The organism is Streptococcus infantis, assembly GCF_047464615.1.
GTDB classification, from domain to species: domain Bacteria; phylum Bacillota; class Bacilli; order Lactobacillales; family Streptococcaceae; genus Streptococcus; species Streptococcus infantis_Y.
In genome coordinates this window covers 65,316-86,307 of record NZ_JASHBO010000007.1, presented here as the reverse complement: position 1 = coordinate 86,307, position 20,992 = coordinate 65,316, and the positions used below count along the sequence as shown (strand labels likewise).

The following is a 20,992-nucleotide window of genomic DNA, read 5'->3' as shown; positions in this document are numbered from 1 at the left end:
GGAAAAAGTACCTCAAATATGGTAAAATAGAAGGAGTATATTGTGAGGAAAATGGATGTCAACCACTTTTGAAATTTTAATGAATCAGTTGGGAATACCCGATGAAATGAGAAATCATGAGGCCTTCTCTCAGGCTGAAATAGATCAAGTTATTGTTCATAAACGAAGCAAGGTTTGGGAGTTTCGTTTTGTTTTTGAAAATATCTTGCCTTTTGAACTTTTTCTAGAGTTGAAAAGAGGTTTGAAGGATGAATTCTCAAAAACTGGAAATCAGGCTAGTTTTGAGATAAAAACTAGAAATCAAGATTTTTCTAGAGAACTTTTACAAGCCTACTATCGAGAGGCTTTTTCGGAAGGTCCTTGTGCTAGTCAAGGTTTTCGTTCCATGTATCAAAATTTTCAGGTGCGATTTGAAAATGAACAGTTGATTATTGAAGCCTCTGAAGCTGCAGATACAGAGCATTTCAGAAAAAACCATTTGCCAAATCTTAGCAAACAACTTGAGCTCTTTGGTTTTCCTAAACTTTCTTGCATCTTAGAAAAAAATGAAGATCTCACGAGGGAAGAGCAAGAAGCCTTCCATACAGAGAATCAAATGATTGTTCAGGCTGCTAATGACGAGACACTTCGAGCTATGGAACAGTTAGAACAGATGGCACCGCCTCCTCCAGTTGAAGACAAACCTGTCTTTGATTTTCAAGCCAAGAAGGCAGCTGCCAAGCCAAAACTAGACAAGGCAGAGATTACTCCAATGATTGAGGTCAATACTGAGGAGAACCGTCTGGTTTTTGAAGGAGTCGTCTTTGATGTTGAGCATAAGGTGACTAGAACGGGTCGTGTCTTGATTAACTTCAAGATGACGGACTACACTTCTAGCTTCTCCATGCAAAAATGGGTCAAGAATGAAGAAGAAGCCCAGAAGTTTGACATGATCAAGAAAAATTCCTGGCTCCGTGTTCGAGGAAATGTCGAGGTCAATAATTTTACACGAGATTTGACCATGAATGTGCAAGATATCCAGGAAGTTGTCCACTATGAACGGAAAGACTTGATGCCAGAGAGAGAGCGTCGTGTTGAGTTTCATGCGCATACCAATATGTCGACCATGGATGCTCTACCTGAAGTTGAAGAACTCGTTGCGAAAGCAGCTAAATGGGGTCATAAAGCGGTAGCAATCACGGACCACGGAAATGTTCAATCCTTCCCTCATGGCTATAAGGCGGCTAAGAAAGCTGGCATCCAGCTAATCTATGGGATGGAAGCCAATATTGTTGAAGACCGTGTTCCTATCGTCTATAACGAAGTGGAGATGGATCTTTCTGAAGCTACCTATGTAGTCTTTGACGTGGAAACGACTGGTCTATCTGCTATCTATAATGACTTGATTCAGGTGGCGGCTTCCAAGATGTATAAGGGCAATATCGTAGCTGAATTTGATGAATTTATCAATCCTGGTCACCCCTTGTCAGCCTTTACGACAGAATTGACAGGGATTACGGATGATCATGTGAAAAATGCCAAACCCCTGGTTCAAGTTCTGAAAGAATTCCAAGAATTTTGTAAGGATACCGTTCTTGTAGCCCACAATGCAACCTTTGACGTTGGCTTTATGAATGCCAATTATGAACGTCATGGCTTGCCAAAAATCACTCAGCCTGTCATCGATACGCTAGAATTCGCAAGAAATCTCTATCCTGAATACAAGCGCCACGGTCTAGGGCCTTTGACTAAACGTTTTGGTGTTGCCTTAGAACACCACCACATGGCCAACTATGATGCGGAAGCAACTGGCCGTCTGCTTTTCATCTTTATCAAGGAAGTAGCAGAAAAACATGGTGTGACAGATTTGGCACGATTAAACCTTGATTTAATCAGTCCAGATTCTTATAAAAAAGCTCGCGTCAAGCATGCAACTATCTATGTAAAAAATCAAGTGGGCTTGAAAAATATCTTTAAGCTGGTTTCTCTCTCAAATACCCAGTATTTTGAAGGAGTTCCACGGATTCCACGTACAGTACTAGATGCCCATCGAGAAGGCTTAATCTTGGGTTCTGCTTGTACGGAAGGAGAAGTCTTTGATGCAGTTGTATCACAAGGTGTAGATGCAGCGGTCGAAGTTGCTAAATACTATGACTTTATTGAGGTGATGCCTCCAGCTATCTATGCACCTCTGATTGCCAAAGAGCAGGTCAAGGACATGGAGGAACTCCAAACTATTATCAAGAGTTTAATAGAGGTTGGAGATCGCCTCGGCAAACCCGTTCTTGCGACAGGAAATGTCCACTATCTTGAACCCGAGGATGAGATTTATCGAGAAATCATAGTGCGAAGTCTAGGTCAGGGGGCTATGATTAACCGAACGATCGGTCATGGAGAAGCTGCTCAACCAGCTCCACTACCCAAGGCACATTTTAGAACGACTAATGAAATGTTGGATGAATTTGCCTTTCTAGGGGAAGACTTGGCTCGTAAAATTGTCATTGAAAACACCAATACCATGGTAGAAATCTTTGAGCCTGTTGAGGTCGTTAAAGGTGACTTGTATACACCTTTCATTGATCAGGCCGAAGAAACGGTCGCTGAGCTAACCTATAAAAAAGCTTTTGAAATTTATGGAAATCCACTGCCAGATATCGTTGATTTACGAATTGAAAAGGAATTGACTTCTATCCTGGGGAATGGTTTCGCTGTGATTTATCTAGCTTCGCAAATGCTAGTGCACCGTTCCAATGAACGAGGCTATTTAGTTGGTTCCCGTGGGTCTGTTGGATCTAGTTTCGTTGCAACTATGATTGGGATTACCGAGGTTAATCCCCTTTCTCCTCACTATGTCTGTGGTCAGTGTCAGTACAGTGAGTTTATCACAGATGGTTCTTACGGTTCAGGATTTGATATGCCAAATAAAGACTGTCCAAACTGTGGCCACAAACTCAGCAAGAATGGACAGGACATTCCTTTCGAGACCTTCCTTGGTTTTGACGGGGATAAGGTTCCCGATATCGATTTGAACTTCTCAGGGGAGGACCAGCCGAGTGCCCACTTGGATGTTCGTGATATCTTTGGGGAAGAATATGCCTTCCGTGCAGGAACGGTTGGTACGGTGGCTGCTAAGACCGCCTATGGATTTGTCAAGGGTTACGAGCGTGACTATGGCAAGTTCTACCGTGAAGCCGAAGTGGAGCGCCTAGCCCAAGGAGCTGCTGGTGTTAAACGGACTACTGGACAGCACCCAGGAGGAATCGTTGTTATCCCTAATTATATGGATGTCTATGACTTTACTCCAGTACAGTATCCTGCAGATGATGTCACTGCTGAATGGCAAACGACTCACTTTAACTTCCACGATATCGATGAGAACGTCCTCAAGCTCGATGTCCTGGGTCATGATGATCCGACCATGATTCGCAAGCTCCAGGACTTGTCAGGCATTGATCCAAATGATATTCCTATGGATGATCCTGGTGTCATGGCCCTTTTCTCAGGTACAGATATCCTTGGAGTGACACCTGAACAAATCGGTACTTCAACTGGTATGCTTGGTATTCCAGAATTTGGAACCAACTTTGTTCGAGGGATGGTGGATGAAACCCATCCGACGACCTTTGCGGAGTTGCTTCAGCTTTCTGGTTTGTCTCACGGGACAGACGTATGGTTGGGAAATGCCCAGGACTTGATTAAGGCTGGAATTGCGGACCTATCAACCGTTATCGGATGTCGGGATGATATCATGGTTTACCTCATGCACGCCGGTCTAGATCCCAAGATGGCTTTTACTATCATGGAGCGAGTACGTAAGGGATTGTGGCTCAAAATCTCTGAAGAAGAGCGCAATGGTTATATCGAAGCCATGAAGGCCAATAATGTGCCTGAGTGGTATATCGAATCTTGTGGGAAAATTAAGTACATGTTCCCTAAAGCCCACGCGGCTGCCTACGTTATGATGGCCCTTCGTGTGGCCTACTTCAAGGTTCATCATCCGATTTATTACTACTGTGCTTACTTCTCCATTCGTGCCAAGGCCTTTGATATCAAGACTATGGGTGCAGGCTTGGATGCCATTAAACGCAGAATGCAAGAAATTGCTGAAAAGCGCAAGAACAATGAAGCTTCCAATGTGGAGATCGACCTCTACACAACACTTGAAATCGTCAATGAGATGTGGGAACGTGGCTTCAAATTTGGCAAGTTGGACCTCTATCGCAGTGATGCGACTGAATTCATCATCGATGGAGACACCCTCACCCCACCATTTGTCGCTATGGATGGTCTAGGTGAGAACGTTGCCAAGCAATTGGTGCGAGCTCGTCAAGAAGGTGAGTTCCTCTCTAAAACCGAACTACGCAAGCGTGGTGGGCTCTCATCAACCTTGGTTGAAAAGATGGATGAAATGGGCATTCTCGGCAATATGCCAGAGGACAACCAGTTGAGTCTGTTTGATGATTTGTTTTAAATAAAAATTAACAGACGGACAAATATTGTCCATCTGTTTTGTTATACTTATACCATAAAAAGAAAGAGGTTTAAATGATGGTCAATACAGGATTAGATAACAAATATCAATTTGAAAATTTTATAGAAAAAGATGGTAATGCTTTGGCAAAGAAAGGATCCTTAGAAGTAGTGAAGAACTTAGGATTAAAATATAATCCCCAATATAATCCTCTTTATATTTATGGGGAATCAGGTTCAGGTAAAACACATCTCCTGCAAGCTATTGGTAATAAGGTTCTTGAGAACAATCCAGAAAAGCGAGTAAAATATATTTCTGCCGAAAACTTATTAGAAAATGAGCTAGAGATACAAAAAGTTAGAGATGCAGAATTAGACCTTCTTATAGTTGATGATATCCAGATATTGGGAGAAAAAGATGATATGATTCAAGAAAAATTCTTTAATCTTTTTAATTCTCTACATGTTAAGGATAAGCAAATGGTTTTCTCTAGTGACACTGAACCAGATCAATTGGAAAATGTACCTTCTCGTTTGATTGTGCGTTTTAAATGGGGGATGACAGCGTATCTAACATCGCTTGAAGATTAACAAAAAGGATTTTAGATGAATGATCAAGAGAGACTACTAACGATCTTTTTACGCTTACAGTTTGGGACTCCGTTAGGAAAAAAGCAATTGGCTCAGGAATTTGAGGTTAGCGAAAAGACGATACAGAGAGATTTTTCGCTACTCCGTGATATTTTATCTAGTAACACCAGTTATAGTGGAGATTTGCTTTATAACCGTAAGACGAATAAGTATTGTTTAGCAAGTAAGTCAGTTTTTAATAAAAAGGATATTCTCGTTATTTCAAAGATTTTATTGGAAAATCGAGCACTGAATCGGTCAGAAATTGATAGCTTACTAAAAAATTTACTGGTCTTAGTTCCCCGTGATGATCAGAAAGAAATTGAACAGATTATTGGTAGTGAAAAGCTTAATTATGCTCCCTTAACGGATCAGCAAGATAGAATAGAGAAAATATGGAATTTATCAGAAGCTATTTTGTATGAACAGGTTCTAGATATTGTCTATCAAAACCCGTATTCTGAGTCTTCTAAGAGGCAGACTGTTTTACCAGTCTCTCTTTACTATGATAGTCATTATTTCTATCTGGTTGTCTACCAGTTGAAACATGCTACTTATATTACTTTAAGAATAGACCGTATCCAGTCCTGGTCTCTTAGTGATATAGAGAAACCTTCTATTTCTTATCGAGATAAATTTAGAGATGGAGACATTCGTAACGAGAGAGTGGACGCTTTTATCGGGAAGAAAATCAGTATTGAAATCGAGTATTTGTACGATCCGACGATTGTGATGGATCAATTTCCAAATGCAAAAATAGTTGGGAAAAATGGTAGCTGGACTCATTTTCAGTTTGAAAGTCAGCATACACCGGGGCTTAAACGCTGGTTACTGGGACAAGGGGAAGCAGTTACTGTTTTGTCTCCTCGGATTTTAGTAGAGGATATGAAGCGAACAGTTCAAGAAATGATAGATAAATATAAATGAGGATAAAATGAGTATTCAATTTACTTCTAAAAAGGTTGGAGAACTATTGAAAGAAGGGGACTTGCGGATTCCTTCTTATCAAAGACCTTATAAATGGAACAGAAAACATATTCGTAATCTTTTTTATGATTTACGAGATGCTATGGAGAAAAAGGAATATCAGATTGGTTCCGTTATCTTGCATGAAATCTTGCATGAAAAGGAAAAATACTTAGATATTGTCGATGGACAGCAACGGCTAATTTCTATTTCCTTGTTTCTTCATTTATTAGATGATTTAGAGAATTATAAGGGTGCTAATCAACTGCTGAGTGCTGAATTTGGAGAGCTATCTTGCTATCATGCGAGTGAAAATTATAATGAGTGGGAAAATTTGACTCAATTGGTTGGTGAAAATCAGGCAAAAGATATTTGCAATTTTTTATTGGAAAATTGTTCTGTCTCCGTGATTACTATGCCACAGGAACGATTATCTGAAGCCTTTCAGTTATTTGATTCTCAGAATAATCGTGGAAAATCTTTAGAACCTCATGATTTGCTCAAAGCCTACCATCTTCGCAAGTATGATTCAGAAGATGAAAAGATTGTCGAAAAGTGGGAGCAATTTGTAGAGGATAAAGAGTTAAGTCTCAAAGAGTTGTTTGATAAACATCTTTTCCGTATGAGACGTTGGTCGCGCGGAGAGACAGGATTAACAAACAAACGTTATGGATCTTATCTGCGTTTTACAGAGGATTTTATTGACGATTTTAAAGGCGTTGATTTGAATCAGAACTTTCCATATCTAGAATTGTATCGTCATATTGAAAAATTCCCTCTTTCAATTACTATGCCAATCATTGATGGAAGTACATTTTTTGAATATATTGAATCTGCTCATAAAACTATTAAAGATCATAAAGATTTTTTAAATGCAAAGTTAGGATTTTCTGATGAGCCTGAAGGGGAAGAAAAAAATCTTGCTTACCCAAAAGGTATGTTAAACATTTACAATAGCTCAAAAGGACGCTACCTCAAGTGTCACAATATATTCTTAAATATTTGCTCGCTTTTTGCAGAGAGATTTGGAAAAGATGAGCTATCAAAGGATATAGTAGAGACCTTGTTTATTTGGTCTTATTACCCTCGAGTTAAGTCTAAAGCAATATATGATGCAACTTTTGGAAACTATGCTGCTGGTGGAAGGTTTAGACAAAAAGAGGTTCAAAAACTATTTCAACTTTTAGCTCATGCTGTCACTCCGAATGATTTCATGATCAAGATAGATAGAGAGCTATTTGAAAATTATACTGTGGACAAGATTATAGAAGAGGAAAAAGGTAAATGGTAGAAACACATATAAGCTTATCAGTTAATCGTTTGTTAAATGAAGATATCTATGCTATTCCTCTTTATCAGAGAAATTTTGCCTGGACTTATGATGAGATTGAGCAGTTATTGAATGACGTAGCAGATGCTTTTCAAGAAAATAGAGACAATTACTACTATATTGGAACATTAGTCGTTAATAAAGAGAATGACATTTTCAAAATTATAGATGGGCAACAGCGAACAACAGCCCTTAATTTGATTGCCTTAGCTTTGAAGCATGAGTTTTGTTTTGATAGATTGAAATCTGTCAATCTTACTTTCCCAGCTAGGAAGAAGTCAAATGAGAACATTCAAAAGCTATTTACCAAGCAAAAAATTTCTGAGGACGATGAAAATGAGCTGACTAGAGGTTATAGACATGCTTATGACGCATTGAAAAAAATGCTAGAGGAGCGGCAATTTGAATCTGAATCTTTCTTTAATTATCTATTTGATAATGTCATTATTTTTCGTAGTATTCTTCCCAATGATTTAGATTTGAATTTATATTTCGAACGTTTCAACTCTCGAGGAGAACAACTAGAGGCTCATGAGATTCTTAAGGCACAAATGATGTCTAAATTTGGTGAAGATCAAGAAATGGCGCAAAAGTTTGCAAAAATTTGGGATGCCTGTGCAGAGTTTGAAAAGCCGGTAATAAAAACTTTTCAAATCCGAAGTAGACCAAATAATACTGATGAAGAGGGGGAGAAAATTTTTGGTAAAGAATTTACTAACTTCAAATTGGAAAGTGTATTTGAGAAAATAAGAGTAAAAAAAATTGAGCAACGAAGTTTACTAGATACAATTACTCAGACAAAATATGAAAGTAGTAGCTTAGTAAATAATGGAGCAGATATTTCAAATTATACGACTGTAATTGATTTTCCAACATTTTTGCTTCAAGTTTTTTTCATCATGGAAGGAAATGATGAAACTACATTTGATGATAAAAAATTATTGAAAATTTTTGAAATTGAACGACGAGATAGAGAATGGGTCCAACAATTTGGGCAACTACTTCTGACTATGAAGCATATATTTGATACGCTTATCGTAAAAAATGTCCAATTAGAAAATGAAACCGAATGGCAAATCAAACGAGGTCAGTATGAGACATATCAACGAAATGAAAATGGAGGATGGAAATATGTTCGAATTAATTATCAAAAAAATACTTTTGACAATTTAAACAAAAACATTATCCTCCTTCAATCCATGTTTGCTGTGACATTTACTGCCAATCGTGACAGTCGTTGGTTATATGAAATCTTACAATTTCTCTTCAGACATATTGAAGAACTAAATGATCAAGAATTTGGTGCTCATTTTAAAGAATTTCTCGAAAAAATGGCAGTGACGTATGCAGAAGAAAGATTGTTTACTGAGGATAGAAGAATTAAGAAATATGGTGCAATTCCTGTTTATGCTTTTAACTTTGTAGATTATGTTTTATGGAAAAATCGTGAAGAATTAAAGAAAGCATACGATGTTAAGTTTGAAGATTTCAAATTTGCATATCGTCGTTCTATAGAGCATTGGTTTCCACAACATCCAAATAGTGATGAAAGAGTTGAAAAAATTGATGATAAATTTTTGCACTCCTTTGGGAATCTCTGTATCATTACAGATAGTCAAAATTCGAAGTTTGGAAATTTAGTTCCAAGTGCAAAATATAAACAGTGGGAAGGAATTTTCAATCGCCAGAGTTTAAAATTACAGATGATGGCAGATGTAACGGTAAAGAATGATAAATGGGGTATTTGTGAGATTCAAGTTATGGAAAAAGAAGTGGAAAGATATATACACGACTTTTGTGATAGTTAATTAAAAACAAGCTTTCTTAGGCTTGTTTTTAAATTTACATCATATGTGATATACTAGTAAGGGAAGAATTTTGAGTAAGACAAATATGCTCAAAGATTTGAAATAAAAATAGAAAAGAGAAACAACATGGTTTTACCAAATTTTAAAGAAAATTTAGAAAAATATGCTAAGCTTTTGGTTGCAAACGGAGTGAACGTGCAACCTGGTCATACCTTGGCTCTCTCTATCGATGTGGAGCAACGCGAGTTGGCTCACTTAATCGTCAAAGAAGCCTATGCACTTGGAGCGCACGAAGTTATCGTTCAATGGGCAGATGACTTTTTAAACCGTGAGAAATTCCTTCACGCGCCGATGGAGCGTTTGGACAATGTGCCAGAATACAAGATCGCTGAGATGAACTACCTTCTTGAAAACAAAGCAAGTCGTCTCGGTGTTCGTTCTTCTGACCCAGGTGCCTTGAACGGAGTGGATGCTGAAAAGCTTTCAGCTTCTGCTAAAGCTATGGGAATTGCCATGAAGCCAATGCGTATCGCAACTCAATCTAACAAGGTTAGCTGGACTGTAGCAGCCGCTGCTGGACTTGAGTGGGCTAAGAAAGTCTTTCCAAATGCTGCGAGTGACGAAGAAGCAGTGGATCTCCTTTGGGACCAAATCTTCAAGACTTGCCGTATCTACGAAGAAGATCCAGTTAAGGCTTGGGAAGAACATGCTGCTATCCTCAAGAGCAAGGCGGAAATGCTTAACAAGGAGCAATTTTCAGCTCTTCACTACACAGCACCTGGAACTGATTTGACACTTGGATTGCCTAAGAACCACGTTTGGGAATCTGCCGGAGCGATCAATGCCCAAGGTGAAGGATTCTTGCCAAATATGCCAACAGAAGAAGTCTTTACAGCTCCTGACTTCCGTCGTGCAGATGGTTATGTCACTTCTACAAAACCTCTTAGCTACAACGGAAATATCATCGAAGGGATCAAAGTGACCTTTGAAAATGGTCAAATTGTTGATATTTCGGCTGAGAAGGGTGATCAAGTAATGAAGGACCTTGTCTTTAAGAATGCTGGTGCGCGTGCCTTGGGAGAATGTGCCTTGGTACCAGATCCAAGTCCAATTTCTCAGTCAGGAATTACCTTCTTTAACACCCTTTTCGATGAAAATGCTTCTAACCACTTGGCTATTGGTGCAGCTTACGCAACTAGCGTTGTTGGTGGAGCTGAGATGAGCGAAGAAGAGCTGGAAGCTGCAGGACTTAATCGTTCAGATGTTCACGTTGACTTTATGATTGGTTCTAACCAAATGGATATCGATGGTATCCGTGAGGATGGAACACGCGTACCACTCTTCCGCAATGGAGATTGGGCAATTTAAGGAGAAACTATGATTGGAAGTATGTTTGTCGGGCTTTTAATCGGACTATTAGCAGGAGCTATCACCAATCGTGGCGAACGCATGGGCTGCTTCGGGAAAATGTTTCTCGGCTGGATTGGTGCCTTTTTAGGACAATTAATCTTTGGTTCTTGGGGACCAAGCCTAAGCGGTACAGCCATTATCCCATCAGTTCTCGGGGCTATGATTTTGCTAGCCATTTTTTGGGAAAGAGGAAGCTAAGTTTCGCTTTAGAAGGCAGATTAACTCTAAAGAATAAGAGAGAGGCTGGGACAAAAGTCCTAGCCTCTCAATTGTCTTTGGATTGTCGATCAAGACGCAGTGGTTGAGTGGCCTCTACTACGCTGATTTCATCAGCTTTTACAGCCCTACTCAACTGTGCGGAGGTGGGACGACGAAATCGAATTCTAACGAATTACCGATTTCTGTCCCACTCTCTCTTTTTAGGTTGCTAGATAAAGTCATTTGAAAGCATTCATCTAAGCTTAGCCACAGAGCTTTCAGTGACTGGTTCTTTTTATATTGCCTCAAGTATGGTACAATAAAAGCATGAGAATTCAACAATTACACTATATTATCAAAATTGTAGAGACAGGTTCGATGAATGAAGCTGCCAAACAGCTCTTTATCACGCAGCCCAGTCTATCAAATGCAGTTCGTGACCTAGAAAATGAGATGGGAATTGAGATTTTTATTCGAAATCCTAAAGGAATCACCCTCACGCGTGATGGAATGGAGTTTCTATCTTATGCTCGTCAGGTTGTTGAGCAAACTCAACTTCTAGAAGAACGTTATAAAAACCCTATCGCTCATCGCGAGCTTTTTAGTGTGTCTTCGCAACACTATGCCTTCGTAGTCAATGCCTTTGTTTCCTTGCTCAAGAAGAGCGATATGGAAAAGTATGAGCTTTTTTTGCGTGAAACCAGAACCTGGGAAATCATCGACGACGTCAAGAACTTCCGCAGTGAAGTCGGAGTCCTATTTTTAAATAGCTATAACCGTGATGTCCTTTCTAAGATGTTGGATGATAACCATCTGGTTGCCCACCATCTCTTTACAGCCCAACCTCATATCTTTGTCAGCAAGACCAACCCTCTTGCTAAAAGAGACAAGGTGCAGTTGGCAGACCTAGAAGACTTCCCATACTTGAGCTATGACCAAGGAACCCATAATTCCTTCTATTTCTCAGAAGAGATTTTGTCTCAGGAACACCACAAGAAATCCATCGTGGTTAGTGACCGTGCGACTTTGTTCAATCTCTTGATTGGTTTGGACGGCTATACCATCGCGACTGGTATCCTCAATAGTAACCTTAACGGAGATAATATCGTCTCTATTCCGCTTGATATTGATGATCCTATTGAATTGGTTTATATCCAGCATGAGAAAACAAGCTTGTCTAAGATGGGTGAACGCTTCATCGAGTATTTGCTTGAAGAAGTTCGTTTTGATAGCTAATCATAAGTACATTAGAAAAGAAAAGGAAATATGACTACAATGAATACCAATGATTTTGATTTTCACTTGCCAGAGGAGTTAATTGCTCAAACTCCTTTGGAAAAGCGCGATGCCTCTAAGCTTTTGATGGTCAATCGCCAGACTGGAGAATTTCAAGATCGCCATTTTCACTCTATTATCGAGATGCTAGAGCCAGGTGATGCCCTAGTTATGAATGACACCCGCGTCTTGCCAGCACGACTTCATGGTCAAAAGGAAGAAACAGGTGGACACGTTGAACTCTTACTCTTGAAAAATACAGCTGGAGACGAATGGGAAGTGTTGGCGAAACCAGCCAAACGTCTCAAGGTCGGTGCTCGAGTTGTCTTTGGTGATGGTCGCCTAAGCGCAGTTGTGATCGAGGAATTAACCCATGGAGGTCGTATTGTTCGCTTTGAGTATGAGGGGATTTTCCTTGAAGTGCTTGAAAGCCTTGGAGAAATGCCTTTGCCTCCTTATATCCACGAAAAGTTGGATGACCGTGAACGTTACCAGACAGTTTATGCCAAGGAGAGTGGTTCAGCGGCTGCTCCGACTGCAGGTTTGCATTTTACCAAGGAGTTACTAGAAGAAATCCAGCAAAAAGGTGTTCACCTTGTCTACTTGACCTTGCACGTTGGTCTTGGTACCTTTAGACCTGTTTCCGTCGACAATCTAGATGAGCACGAGATGCACTCAGAGTTTTATCAATTGTCTGAGGAAGCTGCAGCGACCTTGCGTCAGGTCAAGGAAAATGGTGGTCGCGTGATTGCTGTGGGGACAACCTCTATCCGTACGCTAGAGACCATCGGAAGCAAGTTTGACGGACAAATCCAAGCAGACTCTGGCTGGACCAATATCTTTATCAAGCCAGGATATGACTGGAAGGTTGTGGATGCTTTTTCTACTAATTTCCATTTGCCTAAGTCTACTTTGGTCATGCTTGTCTCAGCTTTTGCAGGCCGTGAATTGGTTCTCAAAGCCTATCAGCATGCTATCGATGAAAAGTACCGTTTCTTTAGCTTTGGCGATGCCATGTTTATCTATTAAAAATAGAAGGGCTAATTCCTGATTGGATTAGCCTTTTTTGATGTCAAATAACTATTGAATTATATGGAAATAAATGATACACTGAAAACTACAGGTTAGCCGTCAAAAATATATGTAATTTTAGGCTAGCTATTTTAGATGCAGATGAGACTGTATCATCATTTTAAAAGGAGATTATCATGAAAAAAACATTGCGCTACACCAGTCTTTCAGCTCTTGCCTTGTTGGCTGCGGTGACACTTGCTGCTTGTGGAGGAAATGCTGAAAAAACTACAGCATCTTCAAGCAAAGAGGCTTCATCCTCTAAAGTAACTAAGGAGTCATCAAGTAAAACAGAAGCTAGTCAAAAAGAGGAGCAGAAGTCTGAGACAAGTTCTTCAAGCGCTACAGCTACTCAAAATGAGACAAAGGCGGAAAATCAAAAAGATTATTCTAAATTCCTTGGAACTTGGGAGAATTATGCTGGAACAACTGCTACAGTCACAGCGGATGGAATCGTGACCATTCAAAGCTCAAAAGGCACCTTTAAATATGAGATGGACAAAGTAGAGGAGAAGGACGGTTACTATTTGACAGGAATTCATCTTGTTGGTGGTGGAGAAGGAGCACGCCTTATCTTTACCCCAGCAGGCGTAGCAAATGAATTAACTGGTACGGATGGTAGCCAAGACGTCTTGGCAATCGGTCAATCACCAAGCGACAAAGATAGTCATTTTTACCGTAACTAAGCATGAGAAAAGAAGAAGTGAGCCAAACTGATGGCTCACTTTTTGAATTGTAAAAATTGTAGGTGAGATTGATTGACAAGTATAGTGGATTGAACTTAGAGTAGTACAATATAGATTCTAAAATATTTTTAGAAATTAATTTGACTTTCCTAACCTCTTTGTTCACATCTTATTTCAATCAACTATAAAAAACCTTTAAGTAGCCGGTTGACCAAAAGTAGAACAGATACGAAAAAAAAGCCTTGAAATCAAGGCTTTTTCCTGTTGTATTTAGATGCCCCCTACAGGGATTTGGAAAGGACTTTCATATTGAGAGCAATTAAAAATATTGAAATATAAGTGATTTTAGGTATTTTCAATGTCATGATTTAAAAATGGGACAAAAGTGGGGCAAATCAGTTATAGACAAGCAAAAAAGCCTTGTAAATCAAGGCTTTTTCCTGTTGATTTAGATGCCCCCTACAGGGATTTGGAAAGGACTTTCATATTGAGAGCAATTAAAAATATTGAAATATAAGTGATTTTAGGTATTTTCAATGTCATGATTTAAAAATGGGACAAAAGTGGGGCAAAAACCATACAGATTCTAAACTGTATGGTTCTTTTTTTATCTAACCAAGAAAGGTTAAAACTTATTAAAACAAATGCAATCAACTGTTGAAAACTTTTTAGTCCGTGTAATATAAAAACAAGTAAAAAGTTGAACTATAGGGAATATTGTGTCATAATAGGTAATAGATGAATAATTAATAGATTGGAAATAATGCTTTCTTACCTTAACAAGTTGAATTGGTTATACATTTTTTCGTCGCAATTGTGTCTATCTCTCGAGTTTAGCTAGTTTTTATAAGCTCTGGCTTCTAATCAATATAACAAATTTTAGAAGTGCATAAGACAAGATGGTGACATTACTACAGTCATTTCTAGTCACCATATGTTGCTGGCACAGGCTGTTTGTAGTGTTGGCTATTTACTAGTCAGTTTAATCGGAGTGTTTAATTTTTATTGTTGAAAGGTTTTTATATGGCGAAAATTCTATCTTTAGGTCTGACAGGTAAGAAATTACTTGCTCAGGGGTTCTTGTTTGTTCTGCTAGGTCTCATCTTGATGGTCACGGGGACTTGGTTGCCAGTAAAGGTTATTCGACTGGTTCTGTTTTTAGCTTGGATAGCAACGGTCTTAGATTTAGTATTACGTATTTTCAAAAAAAGTCAGTCAACGGACACCTTGGGAGTTGCACTGGTTAAATTGTTAGTGCTGGGATATTTGCTTGGCTCCAATCTTGCGACGGATGTGCCGATTTATATTTTGGCTCTTGTGATTGGAGTTTATCAGATTTTTCATGCTAGTATTAACCTTGTCACCTATGTTCTCTACCGCAAAAACAAAATTCGACCTCGTTTTCGTCTCTTACTAGATGGACTCGTACTAGTTTTTCTTGGTGGGACTAGTCTTTTGTCATCTACAGGAAATTCTGTCTTTCAACTCTTTGTATTAGGGGCTTATTTTTTCCTTTATGGTGTGTCCAATATCCGTGATGGTTTCTTGTTTGAGGAGGAAATTGGGAAAAACCATCTCAAACGTCGCATTAGAATTAGCTTACCTATTGTCCTAGCCGCTCTCATCCCTGCAAGAACTTTAGCAAAAATCAACAAATTCATGCAGGAAAATGCTGATGAGAGAGAGGATATCCATCTTGGAATGGTGAAGTCTGGTAAGACAGCGGAGCTTGAAATTTTTGTTCATACAGCTGAGACCTCTCTGTTTTCGGCAATTGGTCATGTGGATATCTGCTATCAAGGCCGTGTTATTTCTTATGGCAACTATGATCCGTCTTCTGAGACCTTATTTGGCATGGTAGGAGATGGTGTCTTATATTTCTGTGATCGTGACAAGTACATTGACCTATGTAAACGTGAGAGTCAAAAAACGCTTTTTGGTTATGGGATAGATTTGACGCCTGAAATGGAAAAAGCAGTTCAGAAAAAGTTGGCTGAATTGAAACAACTGACGATTCCATGGGAGCCAAGTGCAGATAAAATAATGACAGGTGATGGTAAGGAAGACTACACCTACGCTTATAAAATCAGACATGAGACAGATGGGGAACTTTATAAATTTATCAAATCTAAGTTTAAATCCTACTTTGTCTTGTCCACAAACTGTGTGCTCTTGGCTGATACCATAGTCGGTCAGGCTGGCACCGATATCCTCTCACCCAAAGGATTTATCGCACCAGGAACTTACCAAGCTTACCTTGACCGAGAGTTTGAAAAACCAAATAGTATAGTCGTATCTAAACATGTTTATTAAGGAGAATTTATGAATTTAGTAAAAAAATACACCCCATTAATACTTTTTATAGGGCTGGTTACTCTTGTAATTCTGAATGCATCAAGCTTTATATCAGGGGCAGTATCTCTCTTTGAAGTAACTTCTACCTTGATTTATGGTGCTGTCATTGCTTTTGTGCTCAATGTTCCCATGAAAAAAATTGAAGAATTCCTAGTTAAAATGAAGGTAAAGGCAGGGTTGCGCCGTCCGATTGCTATGGTGCTTGTTTTCCTATCTCTTATCTTAATCGTGATCTGTCTTTTGGTTTTGGTGCTTCCAACCCTTGCTCAGACTATTAGTCAGCTGGGAGCAGTCCTTTCAACAGTCCTGACTCAACTTGGGAAATTGCTAGACAGCTCGGAATTTGTAACCAAAGACATGCTGTCAACTATCGTATCAGGAATTCAGGGACAGTCTAGCTCTATTAGTCAAGCTTTGATAACCTTCTTATCCGGTCTGACTAGTAATATAGGAAATATTTTTTCAAGTATAATGAATGCCTTTCTGATTATAGTATTTACCTTTTTATTTTTATCCAGTAAGGAACATCTGGCAGCGATGACGAGTAGACTTCTAAAAGTTATATTTCCAGAGAAAGTGGTGACAAAGTTAACTTACATTGGACAAGTAGCACTAGAGACTTATGACCAATTTTTGATGAGTCAGCTGATTGAAGCAGTCATCATAGGAGTTATGATAGCGGTTGGCTACAGCCTGTTTGGACTACCTTATGGGGTAATGACAGGTATATTTGCAGGAGTGCTATCGTTCATTCCTTATGTAGGGCCTATGATTGCTTGTGTTGTGGGAGCGATTTTTATCTTCACAGTGAGTCCTACTCAAGCCTTACTTTCTCTTCTTCTATATCAAGTTATACAGCTGATTGAAGGAAACCTTATTTATCCTAGAGTTGTAGGTCAATCTATTGGTTTGCCAGCTATTTTCACGCTTGCGGCTGCTAGTATTGGAGGCAATCTCTTTGGCTTACTTGGGATGATATTCTTTACACCGATATTTGCTGTTATCTATCGATTGGTTAAAGAATTTGTCGTTGCAAAGGAAAATCAGGTAGATTGAGAAAGACTGAATTTAATAAGATATACTAAGAAGAGAGTGAAAGATTCTCTTCTCTTTTATTTCTAAATGACTTGCTCTTGTTCTGTTGCGAAAATTTATGAATTCATAATAGCCCATTTTAATCTCTATGCGGATTGGCCATGTAATATGGGCACAAATTAGTATAGTTTAGTTAATTATAGACTAGCTCTGTACTGTAAAAAACAGTTGGTCTTATCAAATATTGCTAGCAATTGATTGAGAATAAATGATAAGTTTGATAAGGTTGGAAAACCTTTATAATGATTTGCTACAAAAAGTTATTTGACATCAAAAAAGCCTTGAAATCAAGGCTTTTTCCTGTTGATTTAGATGCCCCCTACATGAATTTGTAAGAACTTTTCATATTGAAAATAAACAAAAGTGTTGAAATATAGCTGATTTTAGGGAAATACTTTTAGGTGTTTTCAATGTCAGGATTTAAAAATGGGGCAAAAGTGGGGCAAAAACGAATGACTCACATTTGGTTTGAAAACCTATAATACCTAATGATTATGCCATACTAGATATATAGTGTTGTTATAAATAAATGTCAGTGCGAGTTCAAATCGGAGGATAAAATGGAAAAACAAATTAATGAAAAAAAAGCCTTGGTTCCCAAAGCTTTTTAATGTTATAAACTCATTAAAATATCCCCCAGTTAGATTTGGAATATTTTTTAGTCTGTGTCATATAAAAATAAATAGAATGAATAGCTATAGCTAGAGCTAAAATGGTTGTAATACTTACTACTATTATAGGATTAGAAGCAAAGATTAAAGAGAGAATCAAGGCAGCCAGATAGAGTGTAGCTTGGACACAGTAGTAACTTTTCGAATAGCGAAGATAGTGTTTGTTATAGGGCCCATTTGCTAGGACAGCAGCTTGGAAGAGGCCAATTCCGATATAAAAGAAGCTGGTTGCAAAGAGACGATTAGCTTCAGGATTCAGAAGAAAACTCATCGATACAGTCATCATCATAAGCCCAATGAAAATAGGATAGTGACTGTAAATTAGAAATAGCCCCTTTTGATTAGATTTTTCATCAATAGCATGGTCGAATTGACCAAAATAAAACAAGAACAGAGAAATCATAATAATGAAATAAAGAACCGAATAAATCGAGAAATTCTCGATTGTAAAGAAGTTAGCTAGCTCCATAATCATCTCTCCAAACGTAATAATGACAAGAAGGGAGATGCGCTCGATTAAATGGGGGAGAACTATCTGGAAATGATCATCTTTACTAATCGAGGTAATTGGCGTAATAAATGTTAGCAGAATACTAGCATAAAGGATATAGACTCCAATGTAAATAGGAAGAAGAGCTGCTAGATAGATTTCTAAACTTCGTAGACCTGTTATCCATAGAAAACCTTTGATACTTTCCCTATGAACATTATCGGTTGATTTTTTAAAAAACTCAACCAAATATTGAAAAAATAAGGTAAGGGTTAATGTACCAATAGCCCAACAGACATAATGAAAATATTGTTGCCAATCATCTTTAATCAAATTGGATATAAAGAGTAAAAGTCCCATTTTGATAAACATGATTACCATGTTAAATAAAGAGTTCTTTCCATAGCGATTGGTATAAACGGTTTGAATCATCCATGAATCAGTGAGAAGCAAGACAGACATGAAAAAATCAAGCAAAGAATTCCAAGTCAAAATACCGTTATGAAGATGGTGAATTAAAGCAGTTACTTTTGAAATCGCAAAAACAAACACTAGGTCATAAAAAGTTCTGAAAATTCTACACGTTTATGTTTAACAAGAGTTGTCATCTTAAGACCTTTCTATTTTAGAAGTACAATTTATTATAACAGAAAATGGTAATAAAGAAAAAGGAGATGCTTAAATAACTTCATGTGACGCGAATTGTCAAAACCTTGACTTCTTTTGTCATTTACTTGAAAAAGCAACCCTGACGAGTTGCTTAAAATCCTATTAAAAATTAACTGTGTCAGGATCATTCTGAGTTTTGATGCCTTGAATCTTATCCAAGACTGCCATATCTTCCTCTGATAAGTCGAAGTCGAAGATATCCAAGTTGGCTTCAATATTTTTAGGTGTCACAGACTTAGGTAGTGGCAAGAAACCTTTTTGAAGGCTCCAACGCAGAGCAACTTGTGCTACAGATTTACCGTTACGTTCAGCCACTGCTTCAACATCTTCATTTCCAAAAATGCTACCTGTACCTAGTGGACTATAGGCTTCAAGAAGGATATCGCGCTCTTGGCAATAGGCAACTAAGTCTTTTTGGTCACAACCTGGAGCCAAGAGGATTTGATTGACATGTGGCACAATTTCAGCCGTTTCAAGAAGAGCTTCTAGGTGATGTTGCATAAAGTTAGACACACCGATAGCACGCACCTTACCTTCTTTGTAGGCTTCTTCCATTGCCTTCCAAGCGCCTGCATTACCAGACTTCCAAGCATCATTCTCACGAAGTGCCTTTGGATTTGGCCAATGGATAAGCAAAAGATCCAAATAATCCACACCGAGTCTTTCGAGAGACTCATCGATAGAAGTCTTAGCCAACTCGTAATCGTGCTTATCATTCCAAAGTTTGGTAGTTAGGAAAATATCCTCACGTGCCAAATTACTATCAGCAATCGCCTTACCTACAGAAACCTCGTTACCGTAAATTTGTGCGGTATCAATATGTGTGTAACCAGCCTTAAGTGCGAAGCTAACGCTGTTATAGGCTTCTTCGCCTTCAGCAATTTGCCAAGTTCCAAAACCAATTTTAGGAATAGCAACCCCATTTGCAAGCGTATATGTTTCCATGATTTTCACCTTTTCTTTTTTTAATAGTACTATCTTAAAAAAGATAAGACAAAAATGCAAAGATTTGCTACGGCTATTATTATGAATAGTTCCTTACTTCTTTTTCCGATGTTCGTAACAGCCTTTGGAGATATTATTACTTGGGAAGAGAATGAATTTGTTGGTATTGTAAAATAAAATCTTCAAGACTGCGACATTATTATCAAGAGCCTGAAATATTTTCTTCAGTATTTAGATAACTCATATGTGACTGATAACTTTGAACTGGATTTATATAGACAGGCTGTGTTAAAACATGGTCCCTTGTCATATAACCAATGTTTCGGTTTTGTTCCTTTACTAGCATTAGGAGGCTTTAAAGATGTGGAACATATGGATAAAGTCAAAGTCCTGGAGCACATTTATCTCATGTACCAACTCACAGGCGGAGTGATGGACGATTGATAGAAAGGAACCACCTTCGAGGTGGTTTTTTCGACGAAAACGAGTGTGAGATAAATAACGAGTCTTTGGATGAGACTCGTTTATTTTGTGAATATAAACTTTTTGGTACAAAATTTGGTATAAAAAACAAAATGACAAGCAAAAAAGCCTTATAAATCAAGGCTTTTTCCTGTTGTTTAGATGCCCCCTACATGGATTTGTAAGAACTTTTCATATTGAAAATAAACAAAAATGTTGAAATATAGCTGATTTTAGGGAAATACTTTTAGGTATTTTCAATGTCAGGATTTAAAAATGGGGCAAAAGTGGGGCAAAAACGAATGACTCGTATTTTGTTTGAAAACCTATAATACCTAATGATTATGCTATTCTAGATATATAGTTTTGTTATAAATAAATGTCAGTGCGAGATCAAATTGGAGAATAAAATGGAAAAACAAATTTCTACGCAGAATGGAATGCGAAAAAGTGATAATTAAAGAGACAAAAAAGCTGAGAAT

At 38.3% G+C, this 20,992-nt stretch carries 13 protein-coding genes and 2 pseudogenes; 13 read left to right on the top strand and 2 right to left on the bottom strand.

Annotated features, from left to right (window positions below):
- Window positions 1–55: 55 nt before the first annotated feature.
- The 12 genes from QM450_RS05405 (at window position 56) to QM450_RS05350 (ending at window position 17,234) form a co-directional block, all read left to right on the top strand.
- Window positions 56–4,450 carry a PolC-type DNA polymerase III gene (locus QM450_RS05405; protein ID WP_414319914.1) on the top strand — a complete coding sequence of 1,465 codons (4,395 nt, stop codon included), beginning with the start codon at window positions 56–58 and terminating at the stop codon, window positions 4,448–4,450.
- A gap of 74 nt (window positions 4,451–4,524) precedes the next feature.
- A complete protein-coding gene (locus QM450_RS05400; protein WP_414319913.1) occupies window positions 4,525–5,040 on the top strand; it encodes a DnaA ATPase domain-containing protein in 516 nt (171 codons plus the stop codon).
- A 15-nt stretch (window positions 5,041–5,055) separates the two neighbouring features.
- Window positions 5,056–6,006, top strand: a complete 951-nt coding sequence (locus QM450_RS05395; protein WP_414319912.1) for a helix-turn-helix transcriptional regulator — start codon at window positions 5,056–5,058, stop codon at window positions 6,004–6,006.
- 7 nt (window positions 6,007–6,013) lie between these two features.
- A complete protein-coding gene (locus QM450_RS05390; protein WP_414319911.1) occupies window positions 6,014–7,336 on the top strand; it encodes a DUF262 domain-containing protein in 1,323 nt (440 codons plus the stop codon).
- Complete coding sequence (locus tag QM450_RS05385) at window positions 7,330–9,183, top strand: DUF262 domain-containing protein (RefSeq protein ID WP_414319910.1); 1,854 nt, start codon at window positions 7,330–7,332, stop codon at window positions 9,181–9,183. The genes QM450_RS05390 and QM450_RS05385 overlap by 7 nt, the downstream gene beginning before the upstream one ends.
- Before the next feature lie 126 nt (window positions 9,184–9,309).
- Window positions 9,310–10,551, top strand: coding sequence for an aminopeptidase (locus tag QM450_RS05380; protein WP_414319909.1), 1,242 nt, complete (start codon window positions 9,310–9,312; stop codon window positions 10,549–10,551).
- A gap of 9 nt (window positions 10,552–10,560) precedes the next feature.
- Complete coding sequence (locus tag QM450_RS05375; protein ID WP_049504434.1) at window positions 10,561–10,791, top strand: GlsB/YeaQ/YmgE family stress response membrane protein; 231 nt, start codon at window positions 10,561–10,563, stop codon at window positions 10,789–10,791.
- A gap of 327 nt (window positions 10,792–11,118) precedes the next feature.
- Entirely contained in the window at window positions 11,119–12,027 is a 909-nt protein-coding gene (locus QM450_RS05370) for a LysR family transcriptional regulator (protein ID WP_049504432.1), read from the top strand.
- A 39-nt stretch (window positions 12,028–12,066) separates the two neighbouring features.
- A complete protein-coding gene (gene queA, locus QM450_RS05365; RefSeq protein WP_414319936.1) occupies window positions 12,067–13,095 on the top strand; it encodes a tRNA preQ1(34) S-adenosylmethionine ribosyltransferase-isomerase QueA in 1,029 nt (342 codons plus the stop codon).
- A 179-nt stretch (window positions 13,096–13,274) separates the two neighbouring features.
- Window positions 13,275–13,823, top strand: coding sequence for a DUF6287 domain-containing protein (locus QM450_RS05360; RefSeq protein WP_414319908.1), 549 nt, complete (start codon window positions 13,275–13,277; stop codon window positions 13,821–13,823).
- A 1,023-nt stretch (window positions 13,824–14,846) separates the two neighbouring features.
- On the top strand, window positions 14,847–16,136 hold the full coding sequence (locus QM450_RS05355) for a DUF308 domain-containing protein (RefSeq protein ID WP_261103793.1): 1,290 nt from the start codon (window positions 14,847–14,849) through the stop codon (window positions 16,134–16,136).
- 9 nt (window positions 16,137–16,145) lie between these two features.
- Window positions 16,146–17,234: an AI-2E family transporter gene (locus QM450_RS05350; protein WP_414256322.1), complete on the top strand. Its 1,089-nt coding sequence runs from the start codon at window positions 16,146–16,148 to the stop codon at window positions 17,232–17,234.
- 663 nt (window positions 17,235–17,897) lie between these two features.
- On the opposite strand, the pseudogene QM450_RS05345 reads toward QM450_RS05350, so the two are convergent.
- Window positions 17,898–19,042: pseudogene (locus QM450_RS05345) on the bottom strand (low temperature requirement protein A).
- Between the two features lie 163 nt (window positions 19,043–19,205).
- Window positions 19,206–20,048, bottom strand: coding sequence for an aldo/keto reductase (locus QM450_RS05340; protein ID WP_070888836.1), 843 nt, complete (start codon window positions 20,046–20,048; stop codon window positions 19,206–19,208).
- 102 nt (window positions 20,049–20,150) lie between these two features.
- On the opposite strand from QM450_RS05340, the pseudogene QM450_RS05335 reads away from it, so the two are divergent.
- Window positions 20,151–20,492, top strand: a pseudogene (locus QM450_RS05335) (T6SS immunity protein Tdi1 domain-containing protein); the annotation flags it as partial.
- Window positions 20,493–20,992: the final 500 nt, after the last annotated feature.